Origin of the sequence: Candidatus Tisiphia endosymbiont of Dascillus cervinus (genome assembly GCF_964026405.1) — a bacterium.
In the GTDB taxonomy this organism is placed as follows: domain Bacteria; phylum Pseudomonadota; class Alphaproteobacteria; order Rickettsiales; family Rickettsiaceae; genus Tisiphia.
This window is the reverse complement of sequence record NZ_OZ032146.1, coordinates 1,123,432-1,149,374: the sequence shown is the minus strand read 5'-3', so window position 1 is coordinate 1,149,374 and position 25,943 is coordinate 1,123,432. Positions and strand designations below refer to the sequence as shown.

Genomic DNA, 25,943 nt, shown 5'->3' with positions numbered 1-25,943 from the left:
ATACTGCTCATAATTTAGTACTTTGTTTAAGAGCCTTCAGTTAACAATTTATTTCTAACTGAAGGTGCTAAGTTAATATTAAGCTCTTTTAAAGCTTTTTCATCAATATAATCAGGAGCATTCATCAATAAATCTTCCGCTTGCTGATTTAGTGGGAAAGCTATTACCTCTCTAACATTAGTTGAATCAGTTAATAACATAACCATCCTATCTATTCCAGGGGCTATCCCGCCATGTGGAGGGGCTCCAAATTTAAAAGCCCTGATCATACCACCAAACTTTTTATCAACAACTTCCGGGGAGTATCCGGCAATCTCAAAAGCTTTATACATTATTTCCGGTTTATGATTTCTAATTGCTCCACTAGATAACTCAATACCATTACAAACAATATCATATTGATATGCTTTGATGGCTAGTAAATCATCTACTGTTTTGGCTGATTCTAGCACTCCCATGCCACCTTGTGGCATAGAAAACGGATTATGGCTAAAATCTATTTTCTTGGTTTGCTCATTTAATTCATAAAATGGGAAATCTGTTATCCAACAAAACTCAAAACAATCTTTTTTAAGTAGGTCTAATTCTTCCCCTAATTTAGTTCGTAGCTTGCCAGCAAGTTTAGATGCTTTATCAGCTTTATCACTAGAGAAGAAGACAGCATCACCATTTTGTAGATTCGCTAAAGACTTTAAATTCAATAATTGCTCATCTGTTAGAAATTTAACAATAGGTCCTTTAGCTTGTCCATTTTCTAGAAACTGGATATAACCAAGCCCGCTTGCTCCCTCGGAAGTTGCAAATTCTGCCATTTTGTCAAAGAAGCTTCTAGGTAAAGCAGAAGCTTTAGGAGCTGGCACAGCTCTAACAACAGAGCCATTTTTTATATTTTCTTTAAAAATAGCAAAGTTAGAATCTCTAAATAATTCTGTAACATCTGCAATGATCAGTGGATTCCTAAGATCCGGCTTATCAGAACCATATTTTAACATTGCTTGTTCATATGGAATTTGTACAAAAGGTGTATTTGATACTTCTTTATCAGAAAATTTGCTGAATATCTCATACATTACCGGCTCAATGGTATTAAATACCTCTTCCTGCGTAACAAAAGACATCTCTACATCCAACTGATAAAACTCACCTGGTGACCTATCAGCCCTAGCATCTTCATCTCTAAAACAAGGTGCTATCTGAAAATAGCGATCAAATCCTGATACCATCAGTAATTGTTTAAATTGCTGAGGAGCTTGTGGTAATGCATAAAATTTACCAGGATGTAATCTGCTTGGAACTAAGAAGTCCCTAGCTCCTTCTGGTGAACTAGCCGTTAGAATCGGTGTTTGAAACTCCGTAAACCCTTTTTGTGTCATCAGATGCCGCACGTGAGCAATAACTTGCGATCTTAACATAATGTTATTATGTAATTTCTCGCGTCTAAGATCTAAGAAGCGATATTTTAGTCTAGTGTCTTCAGGGGCAGGTTGATCAGAATTGACTAACAATGGTAAATTTTCAGCATTAGACTCAACTATAAACTCACTTGCCAATATTTCAATTTTACCAGTCATTAACGAGTCGTTTATTGTTTCATCACTCCTTGCTATCACTTTACCTACAACAGTTATAACTGATTCATACCTTAACCGACTAGCATCATCCATTAAACTTGGATTTTGATCAGTAAATACCAACTGGCTTATACCAAAATGATCCCTAAGATCAATAAAGACTAAATTACCGTGATCCCTTCTTCTATGTACCCAGCCGGATAATTTTACCCTTTGCCCAGCATCCTTTAATCGCAATTCATTACAATTATGCGTCCTGTATTTATGCATTCTATATCTCTTAAAATGAAAGAATTATATAAAAATATCTCCATTAAGCAATAAGCTTCTTCATCCTTGCAAGCTAAATTTCTCTTAAAACTTGTAGAACAATATATCATGAAATTTGAATACACTAATACCATTTATGAAATAATTTTATAAAGATTAAAAAGAAACTTTGTGTTTTGTACCTAAATAATTAAGTTGTTTAGTTGAAGAAGTTCTAATACAAACATTATCTGGTATTTCTCCAAGAAATCTAGAAGGAGAGTATCTTATTATTTCATAAAACATAAAACGACTTTCTGCATAAGTAATATACAGGTCTTTCTTAGCTCTAGTAATACCCACATAGGCGATTCTCCTCTCTTCTTCTAGACCTTTTTCCCCCTCTCTTAGTGATCGCTGATGTGGAAACACCCCCTCTTCCCAACCTGGTAGAAAAACTAGATCAAATTCAAGACCTTTAGCAGCATGAAGAGTCATAATGCTAACAGAACCACCAAAATTTGATTCTAATTCCTCATTTTCCATTACCAAACTAGAATGTTCTATAAAGTCTTGAATATTATCGAATTCCGCGATTGCTCTAAGCATTTCATTAATATTTTCAATTCTGCCAGTTGCTTCATCTGTTTTTTCTTCTTGTAGCATCTCAAGATAACCTGATTCTTCTAGTAAAGACTTAGTGACATTAATAGCTGGGTCATTTCTATATCGTAAACTCCAATTATCGATATTACTAATAAATTTGTTTAGACTATCTTTGACTTTATTTTTAAAAATTTCTGCTTGTAACATCTGACGAATGGCAGCAATAATAGGTATATTATGTTCAACCGCATAATCTTTTATTTGTTTTAATGTGGTATTACCAATTGCTCTCCTTGGAACATTTATTATGCGTTCAAGAGCAAGATTGTCACTATGATTTAAAGTGATACGTATATAGGCAAGTAAGTCACGTATCTCCATTCGTTCATAAAACTTAAGACCACCTATAATTTTGTATGGTAATGCATTACTAATAAACACTTCTTCAAATGCTCTAGTTTGGAAACCTGCTCTAACTAATATCGCAACTAATCCTGCATTATACTTTCCCTCTGTAACTAACTTGCTAATTTCAGATACAACGAATCTTGCTTCTTCTTTATCATTCCAACAAGATATAATTTTAATTTTTTCTCCATCATTTTTATCAGTCCATAATGTTTTACCGTGACGATTCTTATTATGGTTAATTACACTTGATGCAGCTAATAAAATTTTTGAACTAGATCTATAATTTTGTTCTAATTTTATTATTGTAGCATTTGGAAAATCCTTTTCAAAACGTAATATATTACCGACTTCTGCACCCCGCCAACTATATATAGATTGATCATCATCACCAACACAGCAGATATTTTTTGAGCTACTTGCCAGCATCCTCGCCCAAAGATACTGAACAGCGTTAGTGTCTTGATACTCATCAATCAGAATATATTTATATTGTTCCTGATAATACTTTAATATTATAGGGTTTTTTATAAATAATTCATTATTGTAAAGTAGTAAATCCCCGAAATCTACTACATTAGATGCTAGTAAATTTTGCTGATATTCGTCATAGACAAATTGAGCCACTTTATGAATTGGTAGCTTAATATCAGATTCAGAAAGTTTATACGGCAATAATCCCTGATCTTTCCAACACGAAATAATAATATGTAAAAGTTTGGGAACATATTTTTTGGTATCTATATTTTTCTGCTTAACTATATCTTTAACCAATTTAAGTTGATCATCAGGGCTAATAATAGTAAACCTACTATTCAAGCTAAAATTCAAATGTTCTGCTTGCTGACGCAAAATTCTTGCTGCTATAGAATGAAATGTACCTATATTTAGCCCATAACAATCAATCATTTTGTTGATTCGATCTTGCATTTCTCTAGCAGCTTTATTAGTAAAAGTAACTGCTAGAATATTTTGAGGTAGAGTTAACCCTTGCTGGATTATGTTGGCTATTCTAGTCGTTAACACTTTAGTTTTACCAGTCCCTGCTCCAGCAAGCACAAGAATAGGACCATGTACATGGGACACTGCTAGCAGTTGTTGAGGATTTAATGAGTTTAGGAAACTTTGTTGTGTCATGATCTAGTACTACAATTGTAGATTAGTGGAGTTATAGTCAGATAGGTTGATATTTTGTTTATAATGATGTCAGAAACATCAAAAACTTATTATGCTAATTCTCAATTTTTAAAAATTTCCATAAGCTACACTTAAGATTCATTAGCTACAAGAGTTAATTTTTGGATTTCTTCTATACTCAAACCAGTAGACTCAGCAATGACGTCAATTGATAATCCAGCTTTAAGTAAGTTTTTAGCTATAACAATTTTCTCTCTAGCTTCTCCTCTAGCTTCAGCAGCTTGCAATTCATCTCTATCGTTATAAAGTTTTTTTTGGTAATAGGAGTAGTTTGCCCTCTCTTCTTTGGTCATTTTGAGAATGTTAAGCTTATCCGCTACTTGGCTCATATAAGGCGAATGATAGTTTGGTGGTACTTTATCATATTTCATGACATGTAGCCAGTCATCAATCTCTTTCTCTAAACGATCATTAAACAACCCCAGTTGCCAATTAATTTTGTATATCAAAAAGTTCTATAGGAAGCAAAGTTTTGATAGAAGGTTTGTTTTCTAGCAACTGATAATTGATTAGGCAGGATAGCATATGACTAAATGCATTTGTAACTGATCTATGTCTAGAATGCTCTAACTTATCAAGAAATTTAAGTTTGCCTATTACGGTTTCTATCAGAGTTCTTTTGAGCAACATAACCTTATCTATAATAGGGATTAATATATTTTTCATATTCTTTTTAACCCGAGTAATAAGTTGGATGCCTTTGTCATACAAATCATCAAATAATTCTTTAGATATATAACCGCGATCGCCAAAAACTTTGCCATATATACCAAATATCATTCCTTTAAGTCCTTTCCTATCATCCTTATTACCACTGCTGAAAGATACCTTTATCAGATTACCTTCGGAATCTATGATTAAATGTAACTTTAGTCCATAAAACCACCCCTTAGTGGTTTTTCCTCTTGCCGCTATTCCTTTAAAAACCTTATGTGAACTTATACGATAATTCTTACATACGGCTATACCTGTAGCATCTACAAAAGACAGACCTGTGCATTCAGCAAGCAAATGATTCAGTAATATTGCTAAATAAGGCATACTTCTACCTATCAATTTAGTAAAATGTTCATAACTAACAAGTTTAAAATCTTCTGTATAATTATGTAAGATTACTTGTTTGTAATAATGCTTAAAACAATCACAATATGAATCATAGTAACCAATTAATATGGTTAATACTTCGCTTATTGATAAATAATTACTTACACCAGGTTTAAATTTACTACTATTAATTGTAGGCAAATTATTTTCCAAATTCTTTATAAAATCGTCGACAAAACAGTAAATTGCGGTAAAATCTTTTTTCATAGGTTATTTTGTTATTGGTTGAAAAAGATAAAATAACCTATGTCCCTTTTAAAATCTACCTTTCATCTCTCCTATTTAATTGGCAACTGGGGTTAAATAGAAAAAATATCATTAACCTTTAAGAAATTATTGTTATATTCTTGTCACCTAATATTACAGGTTTTACTATAAATACTTATTCGGGGTAGTCGTAGAAATTAACCATCTTCTCGGATATTAATTGGCAATCATATTTTTCTAAAATATCTTGTCGAATTTTTTTACCTAGGTGTTTTCTAAGTAGAGGCATAGTGATTAATAGCTCCATAGCTCTTGCTAAATCTTCTGTATTTTGCGGTTTAACTAATAATCCGTTTATTTGGTCTTGTATTAATTCTCTACCACCTGGGGCATCAGTAGTAATAATGGCTCTACCATATGCTCCAGCCTCTAAAAGACTACGACTTAGCCCTTCACGGTAGGAAGGTAATACTGCAATATGTGCTTTTTTCCATATTTCTTCTATATTTTTCTGATAACCAAGATATTTGATATATCCTAGATTTTGATAGTCTTCTAATATTGATTGTGCTATTGATTGCTTATTATCTTTATCAGGTTCACCAACTAACCAAAAATCAGCATTTATACCTTTTTGTTTTAATATTTTTGCAGCATATATAAATTCATATATACCTTTATCAATAATCATTCTAGCTACCAATGCCACCACTATTTTACTACCTAGTGGTTCTAGAAGAAAAGGAAACTTTTCAGTTTCTATACCAACGCTGCATTGTTTAACAATTAAATTTTTGGGTGCTATAGCTAATTTTACCAGTAAAGCTAAATCATCATCGTTTTGTACAACAAATAACATACTTTTATAATACCCTATTATGGATATTATTCTAACGATAATGCTTCTAACTAATATTAGCAAAAGATTACTACTTATAAAAATTAAACCCATACCAACAAAAGTGTTAATAACTTGTGGTAAGCTCTTCTTTTTTGAGCATATACTGCATAAGAAGGCAGTTATACTCCCATAAAAAATTGGTTTTATAGTAAAATTATGCAATATATCCGGTTTCTCTTTATTTAATATGCTAATTAACTTGCTTAATAATACTAAATCAGTAAAAGGGTTGATACTTCCACGCTTTATTGAAATTGGAATTACTTGTAAACCATGCTGTTCTATCTTATCTTTGAATTCACTAATATTTGTTAACACTTTAACTTCATAGCCTTGCATTTTAGCAGTTAAAGCAATTGGTAGAAGATGGGCATAAAAGTGCCAATCTGTATTTGTAAAAATGATAATTTTTTTCATTTGCTTTTCTTAATAATAATTCTATAAATATACCTATAGAGCAAATACCCACTTAATTATATCATAAAAATTAATTGCACTAATAGCATATGTCAAATTATTTAGTTACTGGAGGTGCTGGTTTCATCGGCTCACATCTTGTTAACTTACTAGTAAAAGAAGGTAATCAGGTTGTAATATTAGATGATCTTTCAACAGGTAATTTCAATAATTCGTTTAATAAAAATGTTGAATTTGTTCAAGGGAATATCTTAGATCAAGATATTTTAGAAAAACTATTTAGAAATATTGATGGTTGCTTCCATCTTGCAGCGATAGCAAATGTACAGGAATCAATTGATAATTGGTATCACAATCATCAAGTGAATTTAACAGGAACTATTAATATATTTCTTCAGGCAAGTAAACAGAATATACCCGTTGTATATGCATCATCTGCTGCCGTTTATGGCACAGTAAGTGACTTTCCTTTACAAGAGAATGGTAAGGTAAACCCGCTTTCTCCTTATGCAGTGGATAAATTAGCCTGTGAGCTGCAAGCTAAGGTTTTTGGTGAGCTTAAATCTCTTAAAACCTGTGGTTTACGCCTTTTTAATGTTTATGGTAAAGGGCAACTTAGAGGTTCTGATTACTCTGGTGTAATATCAATATTTAAACAGAAAGTAGAAGAGGGTAAGGAGCTGGTTGTTTTTGGTGATGGTAATCAAAGTCGTGATTTTATACATGTTTCAGATGTTACCAATATGTGTGTTAGAGCCTTGTCTATTGCGAGTACCTCAGCCCCTATACTAAATGTTTGTACGGGACGTACCTACTCTATAAATGAACTTATTCAACTAATTAATAAGATTGCTATTGTTAAAGGAATAAAATATCTACCAACTCAGACCGGGAGTATAAATATTTCTGTTGGCAGCACAGAATTGGCTCAGCAACTTTTAAATTATATGCCAGTATATGAGTTAGAAGCTGGATTATTAGAGCTATTTAGTGTAAATTTATGAATTCAAAAGAAACCCTGATTTTAGTATCTGATATTAGGGGATGGGCTTTTGATAACGTCGCTCAATATGTTCAATCTTTGCTAAGCAACCAATATGATTGTCATATTATTTACAGCTGTGATTACAAAACATATAAGGATTTTTTAATCAAATTAAACCAATATACTTCTATTAAATTAATACATTTTTTCTATCGTGGCTATCTGACAGAATTACTAAGAAGCATAGCAGATAATTCTAGTAATAGTAAGGCTACAGGAGAAATATTAGTAAATACTACTATTACCACTAGCATACCTGATCATCTATTTATTGAAAGTGAAAGTGAAATATTAAAAAATTTACCAACTTTCCAATTTATTGATAACTACTACACTACTTCTAAAAGATTATATGATATTTATGCAAATATCATAGATTATCCAAAGCCTTGGCAAGTAATTTATGATAATGTACTAATTCATGATGCGGAATCAAGTCATGATGAAGATCATGCAAGTTTAGTTGTAACATGGATTGGTAATAGTTCTTGGGGAAGTTGGTATAGTAGTACTCCTGATTATAAAGGTCTAAAAACAGTAATTATACCGGCACTAGAACAGATTGATAAAGATGGAATTCATATCAAAAGATGTATAGTGGATAAAAATGAGCGAATACGTTCTAAACAAGAAATTTGGGAAATTTTAAAAAGAACAGACATTTTGCTAATAGCATCTGTGCAAGAAGGAACGCCGCTAACCATTATTGAAGCTATGGCATTTGGTTGTGCAATTATCACTACAGATGTAGGTATTGCTAGGGAGGTGTTACCTGAGGTGCAACATGAATTTATAATTAACCGGAATCATACAGGATTTATAAATGCAATAAAAAAATTAAATGTTGAGAGGGAACTATTAGCAAAGATTAAACAACAAAACTGTCTGTCTTATCAAGAAATCTTTGCAAATAAAACTCAAATGCAAAACTTATGGTATTCATTTGTAGAAGACTCAGTAAACAATCATGCCAAAAAACAGATATTACAAACAAAACAACAAATTTTAAGAAATATAGAGCTTGTTAATAATAAAGATTCTTCCTTTGTAACGTATAGACTACTCTCAAGACTCCTTTCCTTACCCTTTCTTAAGAAAATAGCACGATTTCTTCTAAAATATTCTTGGGTTAAGTTGTCTGTTAGACGAATAATTACTATATTCTATTCTTTTTTTTCAAAAAATGACTATGATAATTTTAAAAATTTTATAATCAAATATCAAGGACAAAATCAAGATCGATGTCATTCCAGCAACGGCGGAAATCTAGAACCGCTGCCTCTAGGGCAAAAAGATATGGATGATATTTATGTAATTTATCCTAGCATTTTTCCTGGAGTTGCTAATTCCACTAAAGGATTATTTGATAAAACAATTCCTTTTCCTATGGGAAAACTCAACGTTTTGATAAGTTATATTAACTCGTATTTACCTGACAAAGTTATTACTCAAATAGCAAAATTACTTATAAAGACAGGTATTAAAAACTTAATTATATCTGGAGGGCTTGATGTTCATATTCAATTAGTAGAGAAGCTACATGAAATGAAAGGGGATAATTGTTTAAATATCTACTATTTATGGCATGGTTCTCCTGCCCAATGGGTAGGTATTGGTCATTGCCAAACTTTTTATAAATGGTTGAATTTATATAAGCAGCATAAAATTAAATCCATTATCACTCTAAAAAATGGTCTAGAACAATTTCTTATAGCCAATGGTGTACAATCTTATCTATTACAAAACTTCATACCATTGCTGATAGAAAAAAAGATAATTTCCCGAGAAACTGGTAAATTTAAAATTGGTATATGGAGTACATCAAACATATGGATCAAGAATCTCTACCCTCAATTTGCGGCGATAAGTATGTTTAAAGATCGAGTTTGTTGTTATACTAATTTCTCTTTTGATAACAATAAATATGCTTCTTGGATGATGGAAGATGTAGAACTTAAAGTTTTTCCTGAGAATTTACCACATAAAGAATTAATAAAATTGATGGCAAATACTAATTTAACTTTATACATTACTAATTCGGAATGTTCCCCTATGATAGTTTTAGAAAGCCTAGGTTTAGGAGTACCTTGTTTAGTCGGTCCTACAGCGGATGTTTATGATGATGAATTTTTACGTGATATGTTAACGGTTAACCGTGTTGACTGTCCGTTAACTATATTTAATGCCGTAGAAAAGGTTCGACAAAATATTGATATAATCTGTTCTAAGCTACCTGACTTCATTAAAAAATATAATGAAAAAGCTCTTGTTTTAAAAAACTCTTTGCTGACAGTTATAAAAGATAATCATATGAATTAACTATGCTTAACTTCAACCACATTGGTTAATTTAATAATGAAGCTAGTAGTACTATTGATTTTATGCTATATTAGCTTTAATATTAATAACTCTTCTGCTTCTACGAATTGTTTTTTGAAAATATCATAGCCTAGCATGCTCACCATTCATTTTCAAATCCAATTCGTAGGATCATTTGAGTATAACTGAGTACTACTAATAACATAAATAATTATTATGAGTAACGATAAACCGTTAATTTCCTTTGACTATGCTATTAAGTACCTTCTGAAAGATAAAGGCGATTATGCTATAGTAGAAGGTTTTATCTCAGCTCTTCTTAAGACCAAGGGTTATAAGGACGTTAAAATAGTAGCCTTACTTGAGACCGAGAGTAACAAAGAAGATAGTAAAAGCAAAAGAAGTCTAGCTGATGTAATTGTAGAAGACGAAGATCACCATAAATACATTATTGAAATCGAGCGTAATGTTAAGGATTCTTTTATTCATAAGGCCTGCTTTAACACCTCAAGACTCATAGTTGATAACCTTGCTCAAAGAGAAGATTATACCCAAATAATAAAGATATTTCATATATCCCTACTCTATTTTCCTATAGGAAATGGTAATGGAACTATTTACCATGGTAAAACTATTATTCATGAGATAGAAACTAATGAAAGATTAAATGTGCATATTAAGAACATGGAGACTTTTGAGGTTTTTGATGCTACTGACATCCTACCAGAGTATTTTTATATATCAGTGCCTTTGTTTAACCCGAGTTGCCAATTAATTATACTGGCAAAAGCTATATTTAACGCTGGTTTCATGTGAGGCTCGATACTAAAACATTTTTAATACAAACATATTTCTAAAAAATATAGTTTTTATTAAGTGTTTTAATGTTACAAATTAACTTCAAATGTTCATAAAACCTAGCTCTGCTCTTATAAATTAATTGGCAACTCGGGTTTTTTAGAAAAGCCCACACTAAAAATGCACAACTAATGTGATTACGCTGGATGCGTTGTTTTCTGCATTGGCATCGTTCTATACCGGGTAAGTTGCTTGATTTCTCTATGCATGCTCTCAATTACCCAACGAAAGCCACACTCATCTTGTACGGCTTTAGAAGATTTTTGAGTTTTGTTATTGGTAACAATATAATCAACTCTGTTGGTAGAAACAGTAAGTTTAAACAAATTAACATGCTTATCTTTTGCAAAGCCCTTTATATGAATCTCCACTCCGCTCTTAATTTCCTCATCTGAAAACGTTAACTTGCTAACAGCTTTATAAGGCTTAGAAGAGGAAGTTTTAGTAACGTTTCTATTTGCCAAAACTTACGCTATGTAAGGTTCTAAATAGCGTAAAGAGGGTGAACGTAACTGCTGTTGCATATAATGATCTAAAAGCCCTAACTTTATTTGATAAACCGTCTTACCTATTTTGTGTGCAGTTCTTTTTAGAAAAGCCCACACTAAAAATGCACAACTAATGTGATTACGCTGGATGCGTTGTTTTCTGCATTGGCATCGTTCTATACCGGTAAGTTGCTTGATTTCTCTATGCATGCTCTCAATTACCCAACGAAAGCCACACTCATCTTGTACGGCTTTAGAAGATTTTTGAGTTTTGTTATTGGTAACAATATAATCAACTCTGTTGGTAGAAACAGTAAGTTTAAACAAATTAACATGCTTATCTTTTGCAAAGCCCTTTATATGAATCTCCACTCCGCTCTTAATTTCCTCATCTGAAAACGTTAACTTGCTAACAGCTTTATAAGGCTTAGAAGAGGAAGTTTTAGTAACGTTTCTATTTGCTTTAATAGGAGCATAATAATATTTACCCAAGGAATCAACATGTTGCATAATTTTATGCGTAGCATACCATGTGTCAAAAAGCACAGTTTGAAAAGGAATCTTTTTGCTATACACAGCATTATTTAACATATTTAATAGGTGTTCTACTTTTGTCGCTCCATCATGTTCGGGCGAAAAAATTCGGTAATCTATTACCCAAAACTTATTAATATCCGGATTATAATATACCAAACTTACTACTCCTATACCAGTAGTAATACCACCTGTAGCCCCACTGTACTGTGATCTAGCAATTTCTATTTTCTTGGTATTTCTTTTATTTAACACCGTATCATCAAATATTGTATATCCGTTAGGCGATAAAATAACATCATCCTTAATATGTTCCCATAACAAAGAAGGTGTATATTTTTCATTTTTTAAAAATCTATTAATAACATCATGGCTACATTTTTTGGCATGTTCAGCATAGTAGGTCAAACTATAATTCTTTTGACTCACTATTAGAAATTGACAGTAATCTGTCCTATTAACTGGTATTGCTTGCAATTTTATCCTCTTGGCATTTGTAAATTATACTCAACATAATGTACCATTTTTTTTCTCATAGCGTAAGTTTTGTCTAATCCGTGCTTATTGACAAGCAATAAAATATCTATAAATTGTTTATCACCATCTTTGTAGAATTCTAACTTACTTCGCACCTTACTAAATGTTGCTGGTAGTAAACTCATTAACTCTTTGAATGGTGCTCCATTACGTAAAGCAGCAGGTTTACGTAATGGAGCTGTTATATAGTGCCATGGATTATAAATTTTCTGATAGCGTTTAAAACAACGAACATGTTCTGCAATAATCTTGCTTTCATGTAAAATTACTATCTGCCAAGCATAGGATTTAATCTGTACACTAAGTCCCACATATTCACACGGAACACTATACATATTGCTGTCGTATTGTATTAAACTCAAAGATGATACGGTAGTTGGATGTAATCTATAACCGGTAAACTGCCCTCTATATCCTATTAAATATGCCTTCTCTTCCTCATATATTTCTAGAATCGTTTTTTTTGTAAACTTAGGATGTCTCTTAGTTTTAGCCCACTCTATAGACATTTCTCTTAGCTGAATGTTAATAGCTTCATAACTATCTCCTTTCAATATTGGAGTAAAAAAGTTACGCCTAGTGTCTCCTACTTGTTTCTCAACCTGTCCTTTCTCCCATCCCGATGCTGGAGTACAGGCAAGTGGCTCAAATAAGTGGTGAGAGGCCATTTGGACAAACTTCTCGTTAAAAATGCGATCTTTACCGATAAGTATTTTCTTAACAGCTGTCTTCATATTGTCATAAATACCATTCTTACAGCAACCAGCAAAAAACTTAAAAGCTTGTTCATGGGCATCCATAAACATTTCCAGCTGTTCATTAGGATAAACTACTACCAAAGAATAACGACTATAGCATAGCTTTATTCTCGCAGCTTTAACTCTTACTTTTACCCACAATTTTGGGAAAGAAATATAGATAATATTTCGATACTTTCTGTAAGATTTTCGTAGCCCCTCCATAATGTCATAGTTCCTGGTAATTTATCATTTTTTCTATTCATAAATCCTCCTAATTTACCAAGCCAAATAATAGCTTGTTTCATAGTTGGAGGTTCTTCAGGTATAAAAATAGTTTTATGCTCTCGAATATAAAGAGCTTGCCATTCTTGTGAAGTTAAAATCTTAGTACACACTTCTTGCGGATGAGATATTGCTACTTTTGATAAATATAAAATTTTAAATGCAATGATGCTTTTTATGGCAATTAATTTTTCTAGTCTTTCTTTTGTAGCTAAACGAGAATTTTCTATTTTACATCCAGATTTTAGAACTCTAAAATATTCTTCAATTCTCCATCTTAACTTATACCAATTTATCCTTTCAATCGCATCTTCAAAATTACTGACAGGAACATTAGTTAGCAAGAGACAATCAATTGCTTCCACTCCTTTAGGGGGGAATTTTTCTTTAGCTCTTACAACATAGAGCACTACTTTATCACTGATTTTGTGTTCAGTATTTTTTGAACCATATAATGAAAGGGTTCTAATTGGTATTAAACCAGACATATATTTTATTTCAATATTTGCCATTCTTGCTGCTTCATTGTTCTTTTTTGGAACTTGAATTACTATTTCTTTCTTTGCTGATATCTGATTTATATGGGTTTGCAAATTTGTTTTTCTTCCCTCTGTAGAAATAAATTTTCTATTTTGTCTATTACGAACAATAAACAAACTACCCTTTTCTTGACACGACCATAATAGTTCAAAGATATCTGCTTCTCTGTCACCAATAGTTATAACTTTAGTGTCTTTAGGTATAATATGCATAGTGTCCTTAAGTGCTGCTATCCACTTATAACTTTCTTTATCTTCACTAGAAGAGATATATTTTCTTCTTGATTTCTCTTGTGCAGTTTCTTCACGTATAGCACGAGCCCAACATTGTTGAGAAGATAATCCTAAAGGTAATCCTTCCACTGTAAACATCAAGGCACTATGCACAATCAGCCCCATTTTATGTTTTGTATAAGACTTTGAGACGCTACCGAGTCCTTTAGTTTTAATATGAGAATCAAAATCTAGGTATGTTGTATCCTGAACTGAAAATACAAACTCATTACCTTTAATCCTTTCTTGTGTTTCTTTATAATGTGAATGATAAATTCCCGCTGGATCAAATTTTTTATTGCTAAATAATCTATACGCTCCTTTAGCCTCTTTCCAACTTCTGCAACTTTGATTTATTGAACCAGAAGCTTTGCTTTCTATAAGTGAGCTAGTTTTAATAAGCCTTTTTATAAGTCTTTGATCTCCAAAGTTAACATGCCTAAATTCCCTTTCTAACCACTTATCACCTAAGTTGTAAGCATTAGATAATGCTTGTATATGCCTCATTCTTTCCCCTTCTTATATTTTAAGTATATAATTCAATATTATTTTATACTTAATTTTATATTTGTGGGTAAAAGTAAGGATTTAAATCAGGGGAATAAGACGGTAAGAATTTTAGTTTACTGCCAGCTTTTTCGATTAATTCTTTAGCCCTTTTGGATTTGTGAAAGCTTGCATTATCAGCAATGACAACCTGTCCAGGCTTTAGCTCCGGCACAAGACAATTTTCTATATAAGTTTCAAACACCTTACTATCACAGCTCCCTGTAAAGACTAGTGATGCGATTAAACTATTCCGATTTAACGCACCAATAAAACTTGTTCTTTCACTACGTCTCCCAGATTTACTTCCATTACAACGACTTCCTTTCATTGACCATCCATATTCATATGATTCATTATCATTCATGCCAGCTTCATCAAGATAAACTCGTTTCTCTATCGGCACTTTTTCTAATTCACTGAGAAAATCTTGTCGCTTTCCTTCATCTCTTTCTTTATACGCATATGTCTTTTTTTTCGAGTAATATTGAGTTTCTTTAATGCACGACTGATAGTCATTATACTTACAGTATTATCTAGTTTTTTTGCTATCTCTGTAAGCGTTAAAGAGTTATCTTCTTTTATTAAATTACCAAACGCTAATAAATCAGGGATTTTATGACCATACCCTTTCTGGTATCCTTCTTTTGCCTTTATATCTCCAGTTTGTTTCTTTAATCTAATCCATACATAGAGCATTGACCGACTAATTTTAAAGGTCTCGCATGTAAATGCTATTTTTTTATGTTTTTCATAATGTTCTATAACTCTAGAACGTAAATCATAACTGTATGGTAACGGCATATTTCTATTATATAATTTTTTTATTATCTATTATTATAACTAATATCTAACTATATGTTAACTGCTATAATTTGTGGAGGAGGTCATATAGCTATAGATTCTAGTAAACTTGTAGTTAAAGCTGCTACAGCACCAATAAGGTTAATACCTAAAGCAGGAAGCGTCTTAGCTAGTGTGGTAAGTGGTGCTGCTGAATTACGTGAAGGGAATAAAATAAAAGAGAAAGCAGTACTATTAAAAAGTATTAATTTAAACCCTGATGATAGACAAAGTATACTTAAAAAAGTAGCAGCAGAGGTTACTTTGAAGAAAGCAAAGGCAATTCAAGATATTAACTCAGATAACCAAGAACTACATGACTGGCAACAAGCAAGCATAATACAAACTGTTAAAAATAAGTTTATGTTTAATATAGATGCAGAAACCTATAAAACCCCACAACAAATTTTAGGTTGTGTAGATGCACTAAAAATTTTATGGGTTATTAGTAAAGGTCAAGTGAGTAGTAATAATACAGAAAAGCAAGAAGATGAAGTGATAAAGCAATTGATTGCAATACCAACTAGCTATACGTTAACTGTAAAATCATATACAATAGTCGGTAAGAAAGTTTATAGTCTGATAAAAATAGTATTATCAGATATACTAGGATGTTAGGATGAAGAAATAGATGTAGAGGATAATATTGCATCAAGTGATGTTGTGGCAACAGTAACAAGTACAAAAACTGTTCCGCTAGCAACAATAGAGGATTGTGATGATGTATCGCTTAGCGGTGGTAGTAATAGTGATATTGCAACTTCTTGATTATTTAGCGAAAAGCTTATTAGTAGGGTTAAACCTATATTTTGCAATGTAAAGACAGGTATGAAGAAGCTAGAGGTCACACTAGCGAAAATCTAAAAGTTTTTAAAGTTATAGTAAACATAAACCCGATGAGATTGAAGAGATTAATTATCGACAAACGAATACATAAAGTGGGAGAATATTAAAATGTTTCAAAAAGACGATGGTCAACAGGTCAGAATTGATAGTATAGAGGTAAGTGATGTACATGGGACGCAGCTTAAAGAGCTTCAAGATGGAATACAAAAGTTGAGAACTGAAATAAGGTGCAATGTTAAAATTAACCAACAAGATAGATAGGTAATGCAGCGACAAGTAGATACTATACAACAGAAGGTGGAAAACTCAGATACTGCGGATATAGCACAGATTATAGTAAAAATGAAAAATTTTATACATGAAGGGAAACTTACAAAAGGAAGACTTACGGACTTAGAAGAAGATATTGATAAAATAACCACATCATTAACCGAAGCACAGGAAGAAAACAGAGAACATTTTCAACAAGCTAGGCAAGATCGTGACGAAAAGCATAAAGAAATAAAAGGTTTGCAAATCAGTATAAGAACACAACAAGAAACATCTAGTGTAAAAATAGATGAAATTCATAAAAGTGTTATCTCACAAGAAACTAGCCAAGCAAAAGAACCAATTTGGTTTAAAGTAAGTGAGCCAGTGGAATCATTTACCGGCAGAACAAAGGAACTAGAAGACTTGTATGAATTTGTAAAACGTAGTGTGGATACAAAGCAAATAACAGTAATATCACAAATTACCTCTATTAGTGGATTAGGTGGGATAGGTAAAAGTGAGTTATCTAGAAAATATGCTCAACAATATAAAGAAGATTTCCCTGATAATAATGTTATATGGATAAATGCTGAAAATCTTGAGATTTCATTTCGTGACTTAGCTCAAGAGTTAAAGATAAGTGCAAAGGATGTAGATGGTCAAAATAAAGATATAAAATCTATTACTAGAGAAATATATAAGGTTTCATCGAAAAGAAAAAGTCTTTTTATCTTTGATAACGCTGATAAATATAAAACCACAAAAGAAGGACAAGGTATTGATGAATTTTTACCGCAATTGCCTCCTGATGCTAATAAACCTTATATTATTATTACCTCTCGCAATCAGCAATGGGGAAATAGCATTAAAGTATTATCATTAGGTTTATTTAGCAAAGAAGAAGCTATAGAATTTATTAAAAAGTCACTAAACATTAATAATGACGTACAAGATATAGGTATAGCAAAACTGGTGGAGACTTTACAATATTTTCCATTAGCCCTACAACAAGCAGTAGGCTATATTAGACAAGCAGATGAAGAATTAAAGAATATAGAGCCGGAAGAAACATATAAGATTAATGATTATTTAAAAGAATATGAGAAAAAAACAAAAGAGCTACTTGATTATGAATTTCCAGATGATAGTTATGATTTATATAGCAAAACAACTTTTACCACCTGGAAAATCACCTTTGATAAGATAAAGCAAACAAAACATGGAGAAAAGGCTTTAGAAATATTAAATATTATGGCTTATCTTGCTCCGGAAGATATCCCTAATAAAATGTTTTTAGAGCTAACAGATGAGGTTAATTTAAGAGCTATTATTCATCTGCTAAAGCAGTATTCAATGATAGGGATAAAAGCTGGTACGTCAAACATACATAGATTAGTACAGCAAGTAATAAGATTAGATTTAAAAGAACAAGGAAAAGAGGAGGAGATTTTTACAAAAACTTTCACAATATTGAAAGAATATTTTCCTTATGGTAGTGATACGTTAGAAGATTGTGCTAAAAAACGGCAGCTTTTATTACATTTAGAAAAATTTTTATTACACATAGATAATCAACTAAAAGAACAGCCTACAAAACAAGAGATAGAAACAGATTACCTTGAATATTTGTTAATATGGATAAGTGATGGGTACAGCACTTTAGGAGATCCACAGAAACAAAAGGAGTCATTGGAAAGAGCTTTATTAATACAAGAGAAGCATTACGGTTCTGACCATTTTGAGGTAGCTAGCACACTGACAAGCCTAGGTAACACTTATGGGATTTTAGGTAATCCCCAGAAACAAAAAGAGTTACTGGAAAGAGCTTTAATGATACAAGAAAAGCATTACGGTTTTGAGCATGTTAATGTAACTCTACTCTCGGCTGCTGAGCAAGGTCAATTAGAAGTAGTTAAATGGCTAGTAGAAGAAAAAGGGGTAAATATTAATGCTACAGACAATAATGATAAGACATCATTGGATTTGGCTACCGAAAAAGGGCACACGAAGATCAGTGCATATATCAAATCTAAAGAATTAGAAGGAAAAGGAAATATAGACGAATCTTTAGTGTCAATGCAAGATAACATTACAACAATTACTACGCCAGGCATATCTAATGTTATAGAGAGTGAAATTAAATTAGCTGGTGAAGGAAATTTAATAGCACCTTAAATGTGTTGCTTTTTCAGGCCATTATACATTGGGGAGGATGAGATTTGTTGGACAAAAGAAAAGGAATATCTTGAGCCGTATAATACGGAATATGAAGGCTATATGGGAAATTATGGCAATACCATGGATTATTGGTATAGATAGACGTTCAGCAAAAACTTCAAACTGATATTAAAAAGAATTAAATTATAAAAATCGATGTAATAGATAAAAAATATGAAAGAAGAAAACTTTAAGAATGATTATCAGCCAAGGATGTTAGTAGGTACTGATGATTTTAAGAAATTATTATTAAACAGTGATGTCTTTGTTGATAAGAGTCTACTTGTTAAAGACATAATAGAAGATAGTGGTGATGTTATATTAATCACTAGACCACGGCGATGGGGCAAGAGCTTGAATATAGATATGCTTCGTAAATTCTTTGAAATTGAAGTGGACGGAAAAGGTACACCTTTACCACCTGAACAGAAGGTAAATAACAAATTATTCCTTGGGGGTATAGTGGATTTAGGTTTTGATGAAACTAAAGAATTAAAGGCATTAAAAATTACCAATATAACCAGTAGCATGAAACGTCAAGGTCAATTTCCAGTTATTTCTATAAGTCAAAACTTACGCTATGAGAAAAAAAATGGTACATTATGTTGAGTATAATTTACAAATGCCAAGAGGATAAAATTGCAAGCAATACCAGTTAATAGGACAGATTACTGTCAATTTCTAATAGTGAGTCAAAAGAATTATAGTTTGACCTACTATGCTGAACATGCCAAAAAATGTAGCCATGATGTTATTAATAGATTTTTAAAAAATGAAAAATATACACCTTCTTTGTTATGGGAACATATTAAGGATGATGTTATTTTATCGCCTAACGGATATACAATATTTGATGATACGGTGTTAAATAAAAGAAATACCAAGAAAATAGAAATTGCTAGATCACAGTACAGTGGGGCTACAGGTGGTATTACTACTGGTATAGGAGTAGTAAGTTTGGTATATTATAATCCGGATATTAATAAGTTTTGGGTAATAGATTACCGAATTTTTTCGCCCGAACATGATGGAGCGACAAAAGTAGAACACCTATTAAATATGTTAAATAATGCTGTGTATAGCAAAAAGATTCCTTTTCAAACTGTGCTTTTTGACACATGGTATGCTACGCATAAAATTATGCAACATGTTGATTCCTTGGGTAAATATTATTATGCTCCTATTAAAGCAAATAGAAACGTTACTAAAACTTCCTCTTCTAAGCCTTATAAAGCTGTTAGCAAGTTAACGTTTTCAGATGAGGAAATTAAGAGCGGAGTGGAGATTCATATAAAGGGCTTTGCAAAAGATAAGCATGTTAATTTGTTTAAACTTACTGTTTCTACCAACAGAGTTGATTATATTGTTACCAATAACAAAACTCAAAAATCTTCTAAAGCCGTACAAGATGAGTGTGGCTTTCGTTGGGTAATTGAGAGCATGCATAGAGAAATCAAGCAACTTACCGGTATAGAACGATGCCAATGCAGAAAACAACGCATCCAGCGTAATCACATTAGTTGTGCATTTTTAGTGTGGGCTTTTCTAAAAAGAACTGCACACAAAATAGGTAAGACGGTTTATCAAATAAAGTTAGGGCTTTTAGATCATTATATGCAACAGCAGTTACGTTCACCCTCTTTACGCTATTTAGAACCTTACATAGCGTAAGTTTTGAAGTTTTAAAGATGTAAAGGGTAGCAATTACCAAGACGTTGAGAGCGGAATAAAGAATCAAGTTACTAAGTTATTTGGAAAACATCGTTATTTAAAGCATTATATAGCAGAAGATACAAATTTACTGGATGACGTACAAAAGGAAAAATTAAACCGATATTTTACAGGAAAATTTGATAAAGAAGATCTTAAAGATAATCTAGGCTTTTTAAGTGAACTATTATATAAACATTTTAATCAAAAAGTTTATATATTGATCGATGAATATGATACACCGATTAATAGTTCCTATATTAAATTTGGTGATAAATCAAAAGAGTTTGAACAAGTGCTTGAATTATTTCGTAGCATGTTTGGCAGCAGCCTAAAAGGTAACACTTGTGTAGAAAAAGGAGTAATAACTGGCATTTTACGGGTTGCTAAGGCTAATTTGTTTTCCGATTTAAATAATGTGAGTGAATATACTTTACTGGATGATGATTTTTCTAAGTTCTATGGTTTTACCCAAGCAGAAGTGGATGAATTATTAACCAAGGTGTCAACTAATACTGATCCAGAGAAGATTAAAGATTGGTATAATGGTTACACCTTTGGTGGAGAGGTCATTTACAATCCATGGTCAATAATGCAATGTTTAGCACACAAAGGTAAGCTAGATCATTATTGGCTTGATAGTGGTGGGACAGGTTTGATAGATAAAGTATTATTATCAGATGAAATGCAGGAAGATTTACAGAGCTTAGCTGCGGGCAAAATCATTATTTCACCTATTACCAAACAAATAAGTTTTGCTGATATCAATAAACCAGTAGGATTACTTAGTTTATTACTATTCAGCGGTTATTTAAATCCTACAGTTCAAAATTCAGAAGAAAATATATATGAATTGTCAGCACCAAATCGAGAAGTAAGATACATATATAAAGCAAGGATGCTGCAATGGGTGACCGATCAGTTAAAAATTGATAGTTCAAGATATTATTCATTTATTAGCTTGCTACCAGCAGGTAAAATAGAGGAATTTAAAAAACGGTTACAAGAATTATTACAAAATTCTACCAGTTTCCATCAGACAGGAGAGAGAAAAGCAGAATTATTTTATAGTGGCTTTATGCTAGGACTTGTTAACATGTTATCTTTTGCCTACATCATAACCAGTGAACAAGAGTCCGGCAGTGGACGAGCTGATATTATGATGATCCCAAAAACAGGCAAAGAAAATAATGCCATTATTATTGAGTATAAGATCGCTAAAAATAAAAAAGATTTAGCATCCGTTGCTAAAATAGGATTGAATCAAATTATAGATAAACAATATGACACTAAGATAAAAGAATATTCTCATGTCAAAAAAATCATTAAACTTTCTATAGCTTTTTGCGGTAAGAATATGGAGTTACAATACCAAGTTACAGAGCTTTAGTAATAGACCCTAAGCGTTTGAATAACTAATAATTTTACGTCTATCGTGGTTTTGAAATTGTCCACTACGCCCCACCATTCTTCAATTGTAGTGCATTTTACGAATGCGTTAAAACTGACTAGAATATCAAAAAAATGCATTCTTGAAGCGACTGGCACGAATGCATTTTAATCTATTATGGCTAATAATCTTAGCTAATGAAAGTGGCAGCTCATCGTAGCTACCTTAACACTGGTCTAGATAATGCTTTAAATATTGTCCAGTATAGCTCTCACTACAAGCAGCGATATCCTTTGGAGTGCCGGTAGCTACTATTCTACCGCCTTTATCTCCACCTTCAGGACCAACATCTATAATATAATCTGCTGTTTTGATAACATCTAGGTTATGCTCAATAACTATAACAGTATTACCCATATCAACTAACTTATGCAGCACTTTAAGCAATTTATTAATATCATCTATGTGCAACCCTGTTGTTGGTTCATCAAGTATATATAAAGTTTTACCGGTTGAGCGTTTTGATAACTCTTTAGCTAACTTTATTCTTTGTGCTTCGCCTCCAGACAAAGTGGTAGCAGATTGTCCAATTTTTATATAACCAAGTCCTACCTCATTTAAAGTAACAAGTTTTTCGTAAATTAGGGGTACTTTAGCAAAGAAACTCATTGCATCCTCAACTGTCATCCTAAGAACATCAGCTATAGATTTATCCTTATATTTAACTTCAAGGGTTTCTCTATTATACCTGTCTCCATTACAAACATCACATTTTACATAAATATCAGGTAAAAAATGCATTTCTATTTTAATCAGACCATCACCTTGGCATAATTCACATCTTCCACCTTTAACATTGAATGAAAACCTACCAACTTTATAACCCCGTGCTTTTGCAGTTGGTAGTTCAGCAAACCAGTCTCTAATATGGGTAAACGCACCAGTATAAGTTGCTGGATTTGATCTTGGTGTGCGACCTATTGGTGATTGGTTTATATCAATAACCTTATCAATATATTCAAGACCTTTAATTGACTTATATTCTCCTGGAGAGTGTTTTGAAGAGGGTTCTAAAAATTTTAAAGCTGCTTTATATAAAGTGTGAATTATTAAACTTGATTTACCGCTACCTGATACCCCTGTTATTGCTGTAAAACTGCTCAGAGGAATTGTAATGTTAACATCCTGTAAATTATTAGAAATAGCCCCAGTTAATGCTATTACCTTACCCGCAGGTGATACTCTAGTATTTGTTGGTACTTCAATAGATTGTTTACCGCTTAAATAGCTACCCGTTATACTATTGGGACATTGTTTAATTTCCTCAATTGTTCCTTGTGCTATTATATGTCCACCGTGAATACCAGCACCTGGTCCGACATCTATGATGTGATCCGATTCGTACATTGTTTCTTCATCATGCTCAACAACAAGCACTGTATTACCAAGGTCTCGAAGATTCTTTAGAGTTTCTATTAATCTAGCATTATCACGTTGATGCAAACCAATTGAGGGTTCATCAAGTACATACAACACACCACTAAGACCTGAACCAATTTGTGATGCCAAGCGAATACGCTGACTTTCTCCACCAGACAGAGTTCCTGATTCTCTAGACAAGGCAAGATAATCAAGACCAACATTCATAAGAAATTGTAATCTTTCTTTGATTTCCTTTAATATACGTTCAGCAATAGTCATTTGTCTTTTATTGAGCTGTTTGTCTAATTGATTAAACCATTTCTGTAGTTGTAAAATACTCATGGTAGATACTTGTCCAATATGCATATCAGCGATTTTAATACAAAGAGACTCCATTTTTAGTCTATAACCTTCACAAGATGTGCATTTGTACTCTGATTTATATTTTAATAATTCTTCTTTTACTAAGGAAGAATCAGCCTTACGCTCCTTTTCTTGTAAACTAGGTATTATTCCAGCAAAAGGTTGCTGTACCACCTGAGATTTAGAACCATCATGATATTGAAATTTTATAACATCGTCACCTGATCCATGGAATAATACTTGCTGTACAATATTTGGTAGTTCTACAAAAGGAGTGTCTAATGAAAATTCGTAATGACTCGCTAAAGCTTTTAATGTTTCTAAAAAAAACTTTGAGGATATTTTCCCCCAAGGTGCTATAGCTCCATCTTTAATACTAATTCTTTTATCTGGAACAATTAATTCTTTATCAAGACACAATTCTGTGCCGATACCCTCACATTTAGGACAAGCACCAAATGGGCTATTAAAGGAAAAAATTCTTGGTTCTATTTCAGTAATTTGAAAACCAGAAACTGGACAAGAATATTTTTCTGAGAAAATGATTTTTGAACCTTTAGTAAGGTTGGTTTCTAATCCATTTGGCAAGTCAACAATTTCAATATATACTATACCATCTGCTATTTTAAGAGCTATTTCTAAACTATCTGCCAGCCTGTTACCTAAATCATCTTCTAGAGAAATCCTATCAACAATTACTTCAATATTATGTTTTTTATTCTTATCAAATTTTGGAAGATTATCGATCTCATAAATTTCATTGTTAATAAATAATCGCCCAAAACCCTGTTTTTTAAGATCAAGCATTTCACGTCTGAATTCACCTTTCTGCCCTCTTATAATGGGTGCTAAAATGTATAATTTACTTCCCTTAGGAAGGTCACGAATAGCATCTATCATCTCCGATATAGTCTGATTCTTTATTGGTAAACCCGTTGCTGGCGAATATGGCACTCCTACCCGTGCATATAGTAATCTCAAATAATCATAAATCTCAGTTATAGTACCAACTGTAGAGCGTGGATTTTTAGATGTAGTTTTTTGATCAATAGCTATTGCCGGCGACAACCCAGAGACTGACTCAACATCAGGCTTATCCTGAAGATGCAAGAACTGCCTAGCATAGGAAGATAGACTTTCAACATATCTACGTTGTCCTTCAGCATAAATAGTATCAAAAGCTAGTGAAGATTTACCAGAACCACTAAGCCCTGTAATTACTACAAACTTATTTCTTGGAATATCAACATTTACATTTTTTAAATTATGCTCCTTAGCACCACGAACTTTAATATATTCTTGTATCATAATTTGTTATAAATTTTTAAGGAACTTATCAAAAAACTTGTAGCATTATAGGTTGTTTTGAATTACTATTGCAATAGTAATTTTTAAATAGGTAATGATCTGTGGCTGGTAGTTTAAATAAGGCAGTATTAATAGGTAATTTAGGGCGTGATCCAGAAATTAGGCACACGGCTGATGGTAAAGAGATAGCAAATTTCAGTATCGCTACTTCTGAAACTTGGAAAGACCGTGTTACTGGAGAAAAGAAAGAAAAAACCGAATGGCATAGAATAGTAGTATTTAACGAAGGTTTGGTGTCTGTTGTAAAGAATTATGCCAAGAAAGGCACTAAAGTTTATTTAGAAGGTAATTTACAAACTAGAAAATGGGTGGATAACCTTGGTCAAGAAAAATATACAACAGAAATAGTACTACAAAATTTTAACTCACAATTTATATTGTTGGATTCTAAAGGGGGGGGTACTCAAGCACCAGATTCTGTTGGACCAAAAAATATGGTTACTAATTTTGACCATAGTGATCTAGATGATGAAATACCTTTTTAACTGACCACCTTACATATGGCATTTAAAAGTTGTAGGGAGAACAACACAACGTCATTGCGAAATCACGTAGTGGTTGTGGCAATCCAAATTCATTGGATTGCTTCGTAGCTACTAAAGTAGCTACTCGCAATGACTCCAAGCTGCTTTCTCTATGGGTTTTAAATGCCATGCGTAAGATGAGTGATATAATTGAATAGTATCATTTTTAGTGTAGTAACAATTTTAA

Annotated in this window: 23 protein-coding genes; 10 read left to right on the top strand and 13 right to left on the bottom strand. The window is 32.3% G+C overall.

Translation table 11 applies throughout. The features are described from left to right. Nucleotides 1-26 precede the first annotated feature (26 nt). The 5 genes from aspS to AAGD19_RS05545 all read right to left on the bottom strand — a co-directional run bounded on the left by aspS (nucleotide 27) and on the right by AAGD19_RS05545 (nucleotide 6,660). Complete coding sequence (gene aspS / locus AAGD19_RS05565) at nucleotides 27-1,841, bottom strand: aspartate--tRNA ligase (protein WP_341747484.1); 1,815 nt, start codon at nucleotides 1,839-1,841, stop codon at nucleotides 27-29. Between the two features lie 156 nt (nucleotides 1,842-1,997). Next, the gene (locus AAGD19_RS05560; protein WP_341747483.1) at nucleotides 1,998-3,971 is read right to left on the bottom strand and encodes a UvrD-helicase domain-containing protein; all 1,974 of its coding nucleotides are present in this window, start codon (nucleotides 3,969-3,971) and stop codon (nucleotides 1,998-2,000) included. Nucleotides 3,972-4,102: 131 nt separating this feature from the next. Further along, on the bottom strand, nucleotides 4,103-4,480 hold the full coding sequence (locus AAGD19_RS05555; protein ID WP_341747482.1) for a hypothetical protein: 378 nt from the start codon (nucleotides 4,478-4,480) through the stop codon (nucleotides 4,103-4,105). Next, nucleotides 4,464-5,342, bottom strand: coding sequence for an IS982 family transposase (locus AAGD19_RS05550; protein ID WP_341747213.1), 879 nt, complete (start codon nucleotides 5,340-5,342; stop codon nucleotides 4,464-4,466). The genes AAGD19_RS05555 and AAGD19_RS05550 overlap by 17 nt, the downstream gene beginning before the upstream one ends. A 175-nt stretch (nucleotides 5,343-5,517) precedes the next feature. After that, nucleotides 5,518-6,660 carry a glycosyltransferase family 4 protein gene (locus AAGD19_RS05545; RefSeq protein ID WP_341747481.1) on the bottom strand — a complete coding sequence of 381 codons (1,143 nt, stop codon included), beginning with the start codon at nucleotides 6,658-6,660 and terminating at the stop codon, nucleotides 5,518-5,520. An 89-nt stretch (nucleotides 6,661-6,749) separates the two neighbouring features. Between AAGD19_RS05545 and AAGD19_RS05540 the strand changes: the two genes are divergently transcribed. The 3 genes from AAGD19_RS05540 (at nucleotide 6,750) to AAGD19_RS05530 (ending at nucleotide 10,840) form a co-directional block, all read left to right on the top strand. Continuing rightward, complete coding sequence (locus AAGD19_RS05540; protein WP_341747480.1) at nucleotides 6,750-7,664, top strand: NAD-dependent epimerase/dehydratase family protein; 915 nt, start codon at nucleotides 6,750-6,752, stop codon at nucleotides 7,662-7,664. Further along, nucleotides 7,661-10,024: a glycosyltransferase gene (locus AAGD19_RS05535; protein WP_341747479.1), complete on the top strand. Its 2,364-nt coding sequence runs from the start codon at nucleotides 7,661-7,663 to the stop codon at nucleotides 10,022-10,024. The genes AAGD19_RS05540 and AAGD19_RS05535 overlap by 4 nt, the downstream gene beginning before the upstream one ends. A gap of 216 nt (nucleotides 10,025-10,240) precedes the next feature. Continuing rightward, nucleotides 10,241-10,840, top strand: coding sequence for a PD-(D/E)XK nuclease family transposase (locus AAGD19_RS05530; RefSeq protein ID WP_341747478.1), 600 nt, complete (start codon nucleotides 10,241-10,243; stop codon nucleotides 10,838-10,840). 37 nt (nucleotides 10,841-10,877) lie between these two features. Here the strand turns inward: AAGD19_RS05530 and AAGD19_RS05525 are convergent, their stop codons facing one another. The 7 genes from AAGD19_RS05525 to AAGD19_RS05495 are packed head-to-tail and all read right to left on the bottom strand — an operon-like array spanning nucleotide 10,878 to nucleotide 15,625. Next, nucleotides 10,878-11,099, bottom strand: coding sequence for a hypothetical protein (locus tag AAGD19_RS05525; RefSeq protein ID WP_341747477.1), 222 nt, complete (start codon nucleotides 11,097-11,099; stop codon nucleotides 10,878-10,880). After that, nucleotides 11,020-11,346, bottom strand: coding sequence for a hypothetical protein (locus AAGD19_RS05520; protein ID WP_341747476.1), 327 nt, complete (start codon nucleotides 11,344-11,346; stop codon nucleotides 11,020-11,022). The genes AAGD19_RS05525 and AAGD19_RS05520 overlap by 80 nt, the downstream gene beginning before the upstream one ends. Before the next feature lie 3 nt (nucleotides 11,347-11,349). Further along, nucleotides 11,350-12,333: a transposase gene (locus AAGD19_RS05515; protein WP_341747233.1), complete on the bottom strand. Its 984-nt coding sequence runs from the start codon at nucleotides 12,331-12,333 to the stop codon at nucleotides 11,350-11,352. A 50-nt stretch (nucleotides 12,334-12,383) separates the two neighbouring features. Beyond that, the gene (locus AAGD19_RS05510; protein WP_341747475.1) at nucleotides 12,384-13,340 is read right to left on the bottom strand and encodes a Mu transposase domain-containing protein; all 957 of its coding nucleotides are present in this window, start codon (nucleotides 13,338-13,340) and stop codon (nucleotides 12,384-12,386) included. Next, nucleotides 13,331-14,782: an IS4 family transposase gene (locus AAGD19_RS05505; RefSeq protein ID WP_341747474.1), complete on the bottom strand. Its 1,452-nt coding sequence runs from the start codon at nucleotides 14,780-14,782 to the stop codon at nucleotides 13,331-13,333. Before AAGD19_RS05505 ends, AAGD19_RS05510 begins: the two co-directional genes overlap by 10 nt. A 55-nt stretch (nucleotides 14,783-14,837) precedes the next feature. Next, nucleotides 14,838-15,323, bottom strand: coding sequence for an IS630 family transposase (locus AAGD19_RS05500; protein WP_341748476.1), 486 nt, complete (start codon nucleotides 15,321-15,323; stop codon nucleotides 14,838-14,840). Further along, nucleotides 15,233-15,625 (bottom strand): IS630 transposase-related protein, encoded by a 393-nt coding sequence (locus AAGD19_RS05495; RefSeq protein ID WP_341747473.1) that lies wholly within the window; start codon nucleotides 15,623-15,625, stop codon nucleotides 15,233-15,235. Before AAGD19_RS05495 ends, AAGD19_RS05500 begins: the two co-directional genes overlap by 91 nt. Nucleotides 15,626-15,679: 54 nt before the next feature. Here AAGD19_RS05495 and AAGD19_RS05490 point away from each other — a divergent pair, with 54 nt between their 5' ends. The 6 genes from AAGD19_RS05490 (at nucleotide 15,680) to AAGD19_RS05465 (ending at nucleotide 22,079) form a co-directional block, all read left to right on the top strand. Continuing rightward, nucleotides 15,680-16,282: a hypothetical protein gene (locus tag AAGD19_RS05490; RefSeq protein ID WP_341747472.1), complete on the top strand. Its 603-nt coding sequence runs from the start codon at nucleotides 15,680-15,682 to the stop codon at nucleotides 16,280-16,282. A gap of 336 nt (nucleotides 16,283-16,618) precedes the next feature. After that, nucleotides 16,619-16,771, top strand: coding sequence for a hypothetical protein (locus AAGD19_RS05485; protein ID WP_341747471.1), 153 nt, complete (start codon nucleotides 16,619-16,621; stop codon nucleotides 16,769-16,771). Nucleotides 16,772-16,852: 81 nt separating this feature from the next. Further along, nucleotides 16,853-18,937: a tetratricopeptide repeat protein gene (locus AAGD19_RS05480; protein ID WP_341747470.1), complete on the top strand. Its 2,085-nt coding sequence runs from the start codon at nucleotides 16,853-16,855 to the stop codon at nucleotides 18,935-18,937. 216 nt (nucleotides 18,938-19,153) lie between these two features. Then, complete coding sequence (locus AAGD19_RS05475) at nucleotides 19,154-19,588, top strand: AAA family ATPase (RefSeq protein ID WP_341747469.1); 435 nt, start codon at nucleotides 19,154-19,156, stop codon at nucleotides 19,586-19,588. A 78-nt stretch (nucleotides 19,589-19,666) separates the two neighbouring features. After that, the gene (locus tag AAGD19_RS05470; protein ID WP_341747233.1) at nucleotides 19,667-20,650 is read left to right on the top strand and encodes a transposase; all 984 of its coding nucleotides are present in this window, start codon (nucleotides 19,667-19,669) and stop codon (nucleotides 20,648-20,650) included. A 55-nt stretch (nucleotides 20,651-20,705) separates the two neighbouring features. Continuing rightward, nucleotides 20,706-22,079 carry an AAA family ATPase gene (locus AAGD19_RS05465; RefSeq protein WP_341748475.1) on the top strand — a complete coding sequence of 458 codons (1,374 nt, stop codon included), beginning with the start codon at nucleotides 20,706-20,708 and terminating at the stop codon, nucleotides 22,077-22,079. Nucleotides 22,080-22,304: 225 nt separating this feature from the next. Here AAGD19_RS05465 and uvrA read toward each other — a convergent pair whose 3' ends face one another. Then, nucleotides 22,305-25,172, bottom strand: a complete 2,868-nt coding sequence (uvrA, locus tag AAGD19_RS05460) for an excinuclease ABC subunit UvrA (RefSeq protein ID WP_341747468.1) — start codon at nucleotides 25,170-25,172, stop codon at nucleotides 22,305-22,307. A 101-nt stretch (nucleotides 25,173-25,273) separates the two neighbouring features. Between uvrA and ssb the strand changes: the two genes are divergently transcribed. Beyond that, on the top strand, nucleotides 25,274-25,717 hold the full coding sequence (ssb, locus tag AAGD19_RS05455; RefSeq protein ID WP_341747467.1) for a single-stranded DNA-binding protein: 444 nt from the start codon (nucleotides 25,274-25,276) through the stop codon (nucleotides 25,715-25,717). The last annotated feature ends 226 nt before the right edge of the window (nucleotides 25,718-25,943 follow it).

What these genes read in the sequence shown, in the direction of transcription:
- aspS (WP_341747484.1), bottom strand. Translation starts at nt 1,841, where the DNA reads ATGCATAAATACAGGACGCATAATTGTAATGAATTGCGATTAAAGGAT.
- AAGD19_RS05560 (WP_341747483.1), bottom strand. Translation starts at nt 3,971, where the DNA reads ATGACACAACAAAGTTTCCTAAACTCATTAAATCCTCAACAACTGCTA.
- AAGD19_RS05550 (WP_341747213.1), bottom strand. Translation starts at nt 5,342, where the DNA reads ATGAAAAAAGATTTTACCGCAATTTACTGTTTTGTCGACGATTTTATA.
- AAGD19_RS05545 (WP_341747481.1), bottom strand. Translation starts at nt 6,660, where the DNA reads ATGAAAAAAATTATCATTTTTACAAATACAGATTGGCACTTTTATGCC.
- AAGD19_RS05540 (WP_341747480.1), top strand. Translation starts at nt 6,750, where the DNA reads ATGTCAAATTATTTAGTTACTGGAGGTGCTGGTTTCATCGGCTCACAT.
- AAGD19_RS05535 (WP_341747479.1), top strand. Translation starts at nt 7,661, where the DNA reads ATGAATTCAAAAGAAACCCTGATTTTAGTATCTGATATTAGGGGATGG.
- AAGD19_RS05530 (WP_341747478.1), top strand. Translation starts at nt 10,241, where the DNA reads ATGAGTAACGATAAACCGTTAATTTCCTTTGACTATGCTATTAAGTAC.
- AAGD19_RS05505 (WP_341747474.1), bottom strand. Translation starts at nt 14,782, where the DNA reads ATGAGGCATATACAAGCATTATCTAATGCTTACAACTTAGGTGATAAG.
- AAGD19_RS05495 (WP_341747473.1), bottom strand. Translation starts at nt 15,625, where the DNA reads ATGCCGTTACCATACAGTTATGATTTACGTTCTAGAGTTATAGAACAT.
- AAGD19_RS05490 (WP_341747472.1), top strand. Translation starts at nt 15,680, where the DNA reads ATGTTAACTGCTATAATTTGTGGAGGAGGTCATATAGCTATAGATTCT.
- AAGD19_RS05485 (WP_341747471.1), top strand. Translation starts at nt 16,619, where the DNA reads ATGTTTCAAAAAGACGATGGTCAACAGGTCAGAATTGATAGTATAGAG.
- AAGD19_RS05480 (WP_341747470.1), top strand. Translation starts at nt 16,853, where the DNA reads ATGAAAAATTTTATACATGAAGGGAAACTTACAAAAGGAAGACTTACG.
- AAGD19_RS05475 (WP_341747469.1), top strand. Translation starts at nt 19,154, where the DNA reads ATGAAAGAAGAAAACTTTAAGAATGATTATCAGCCAAGGATGTTAGTA.
- uvrA (WP_341747468.1), bottom strand. Translation starts at nt 25,172, where the DNA reads ATGATACAAGAATATATTAAAGTTCGTGGTGCTAAGGAGCATAATTTA.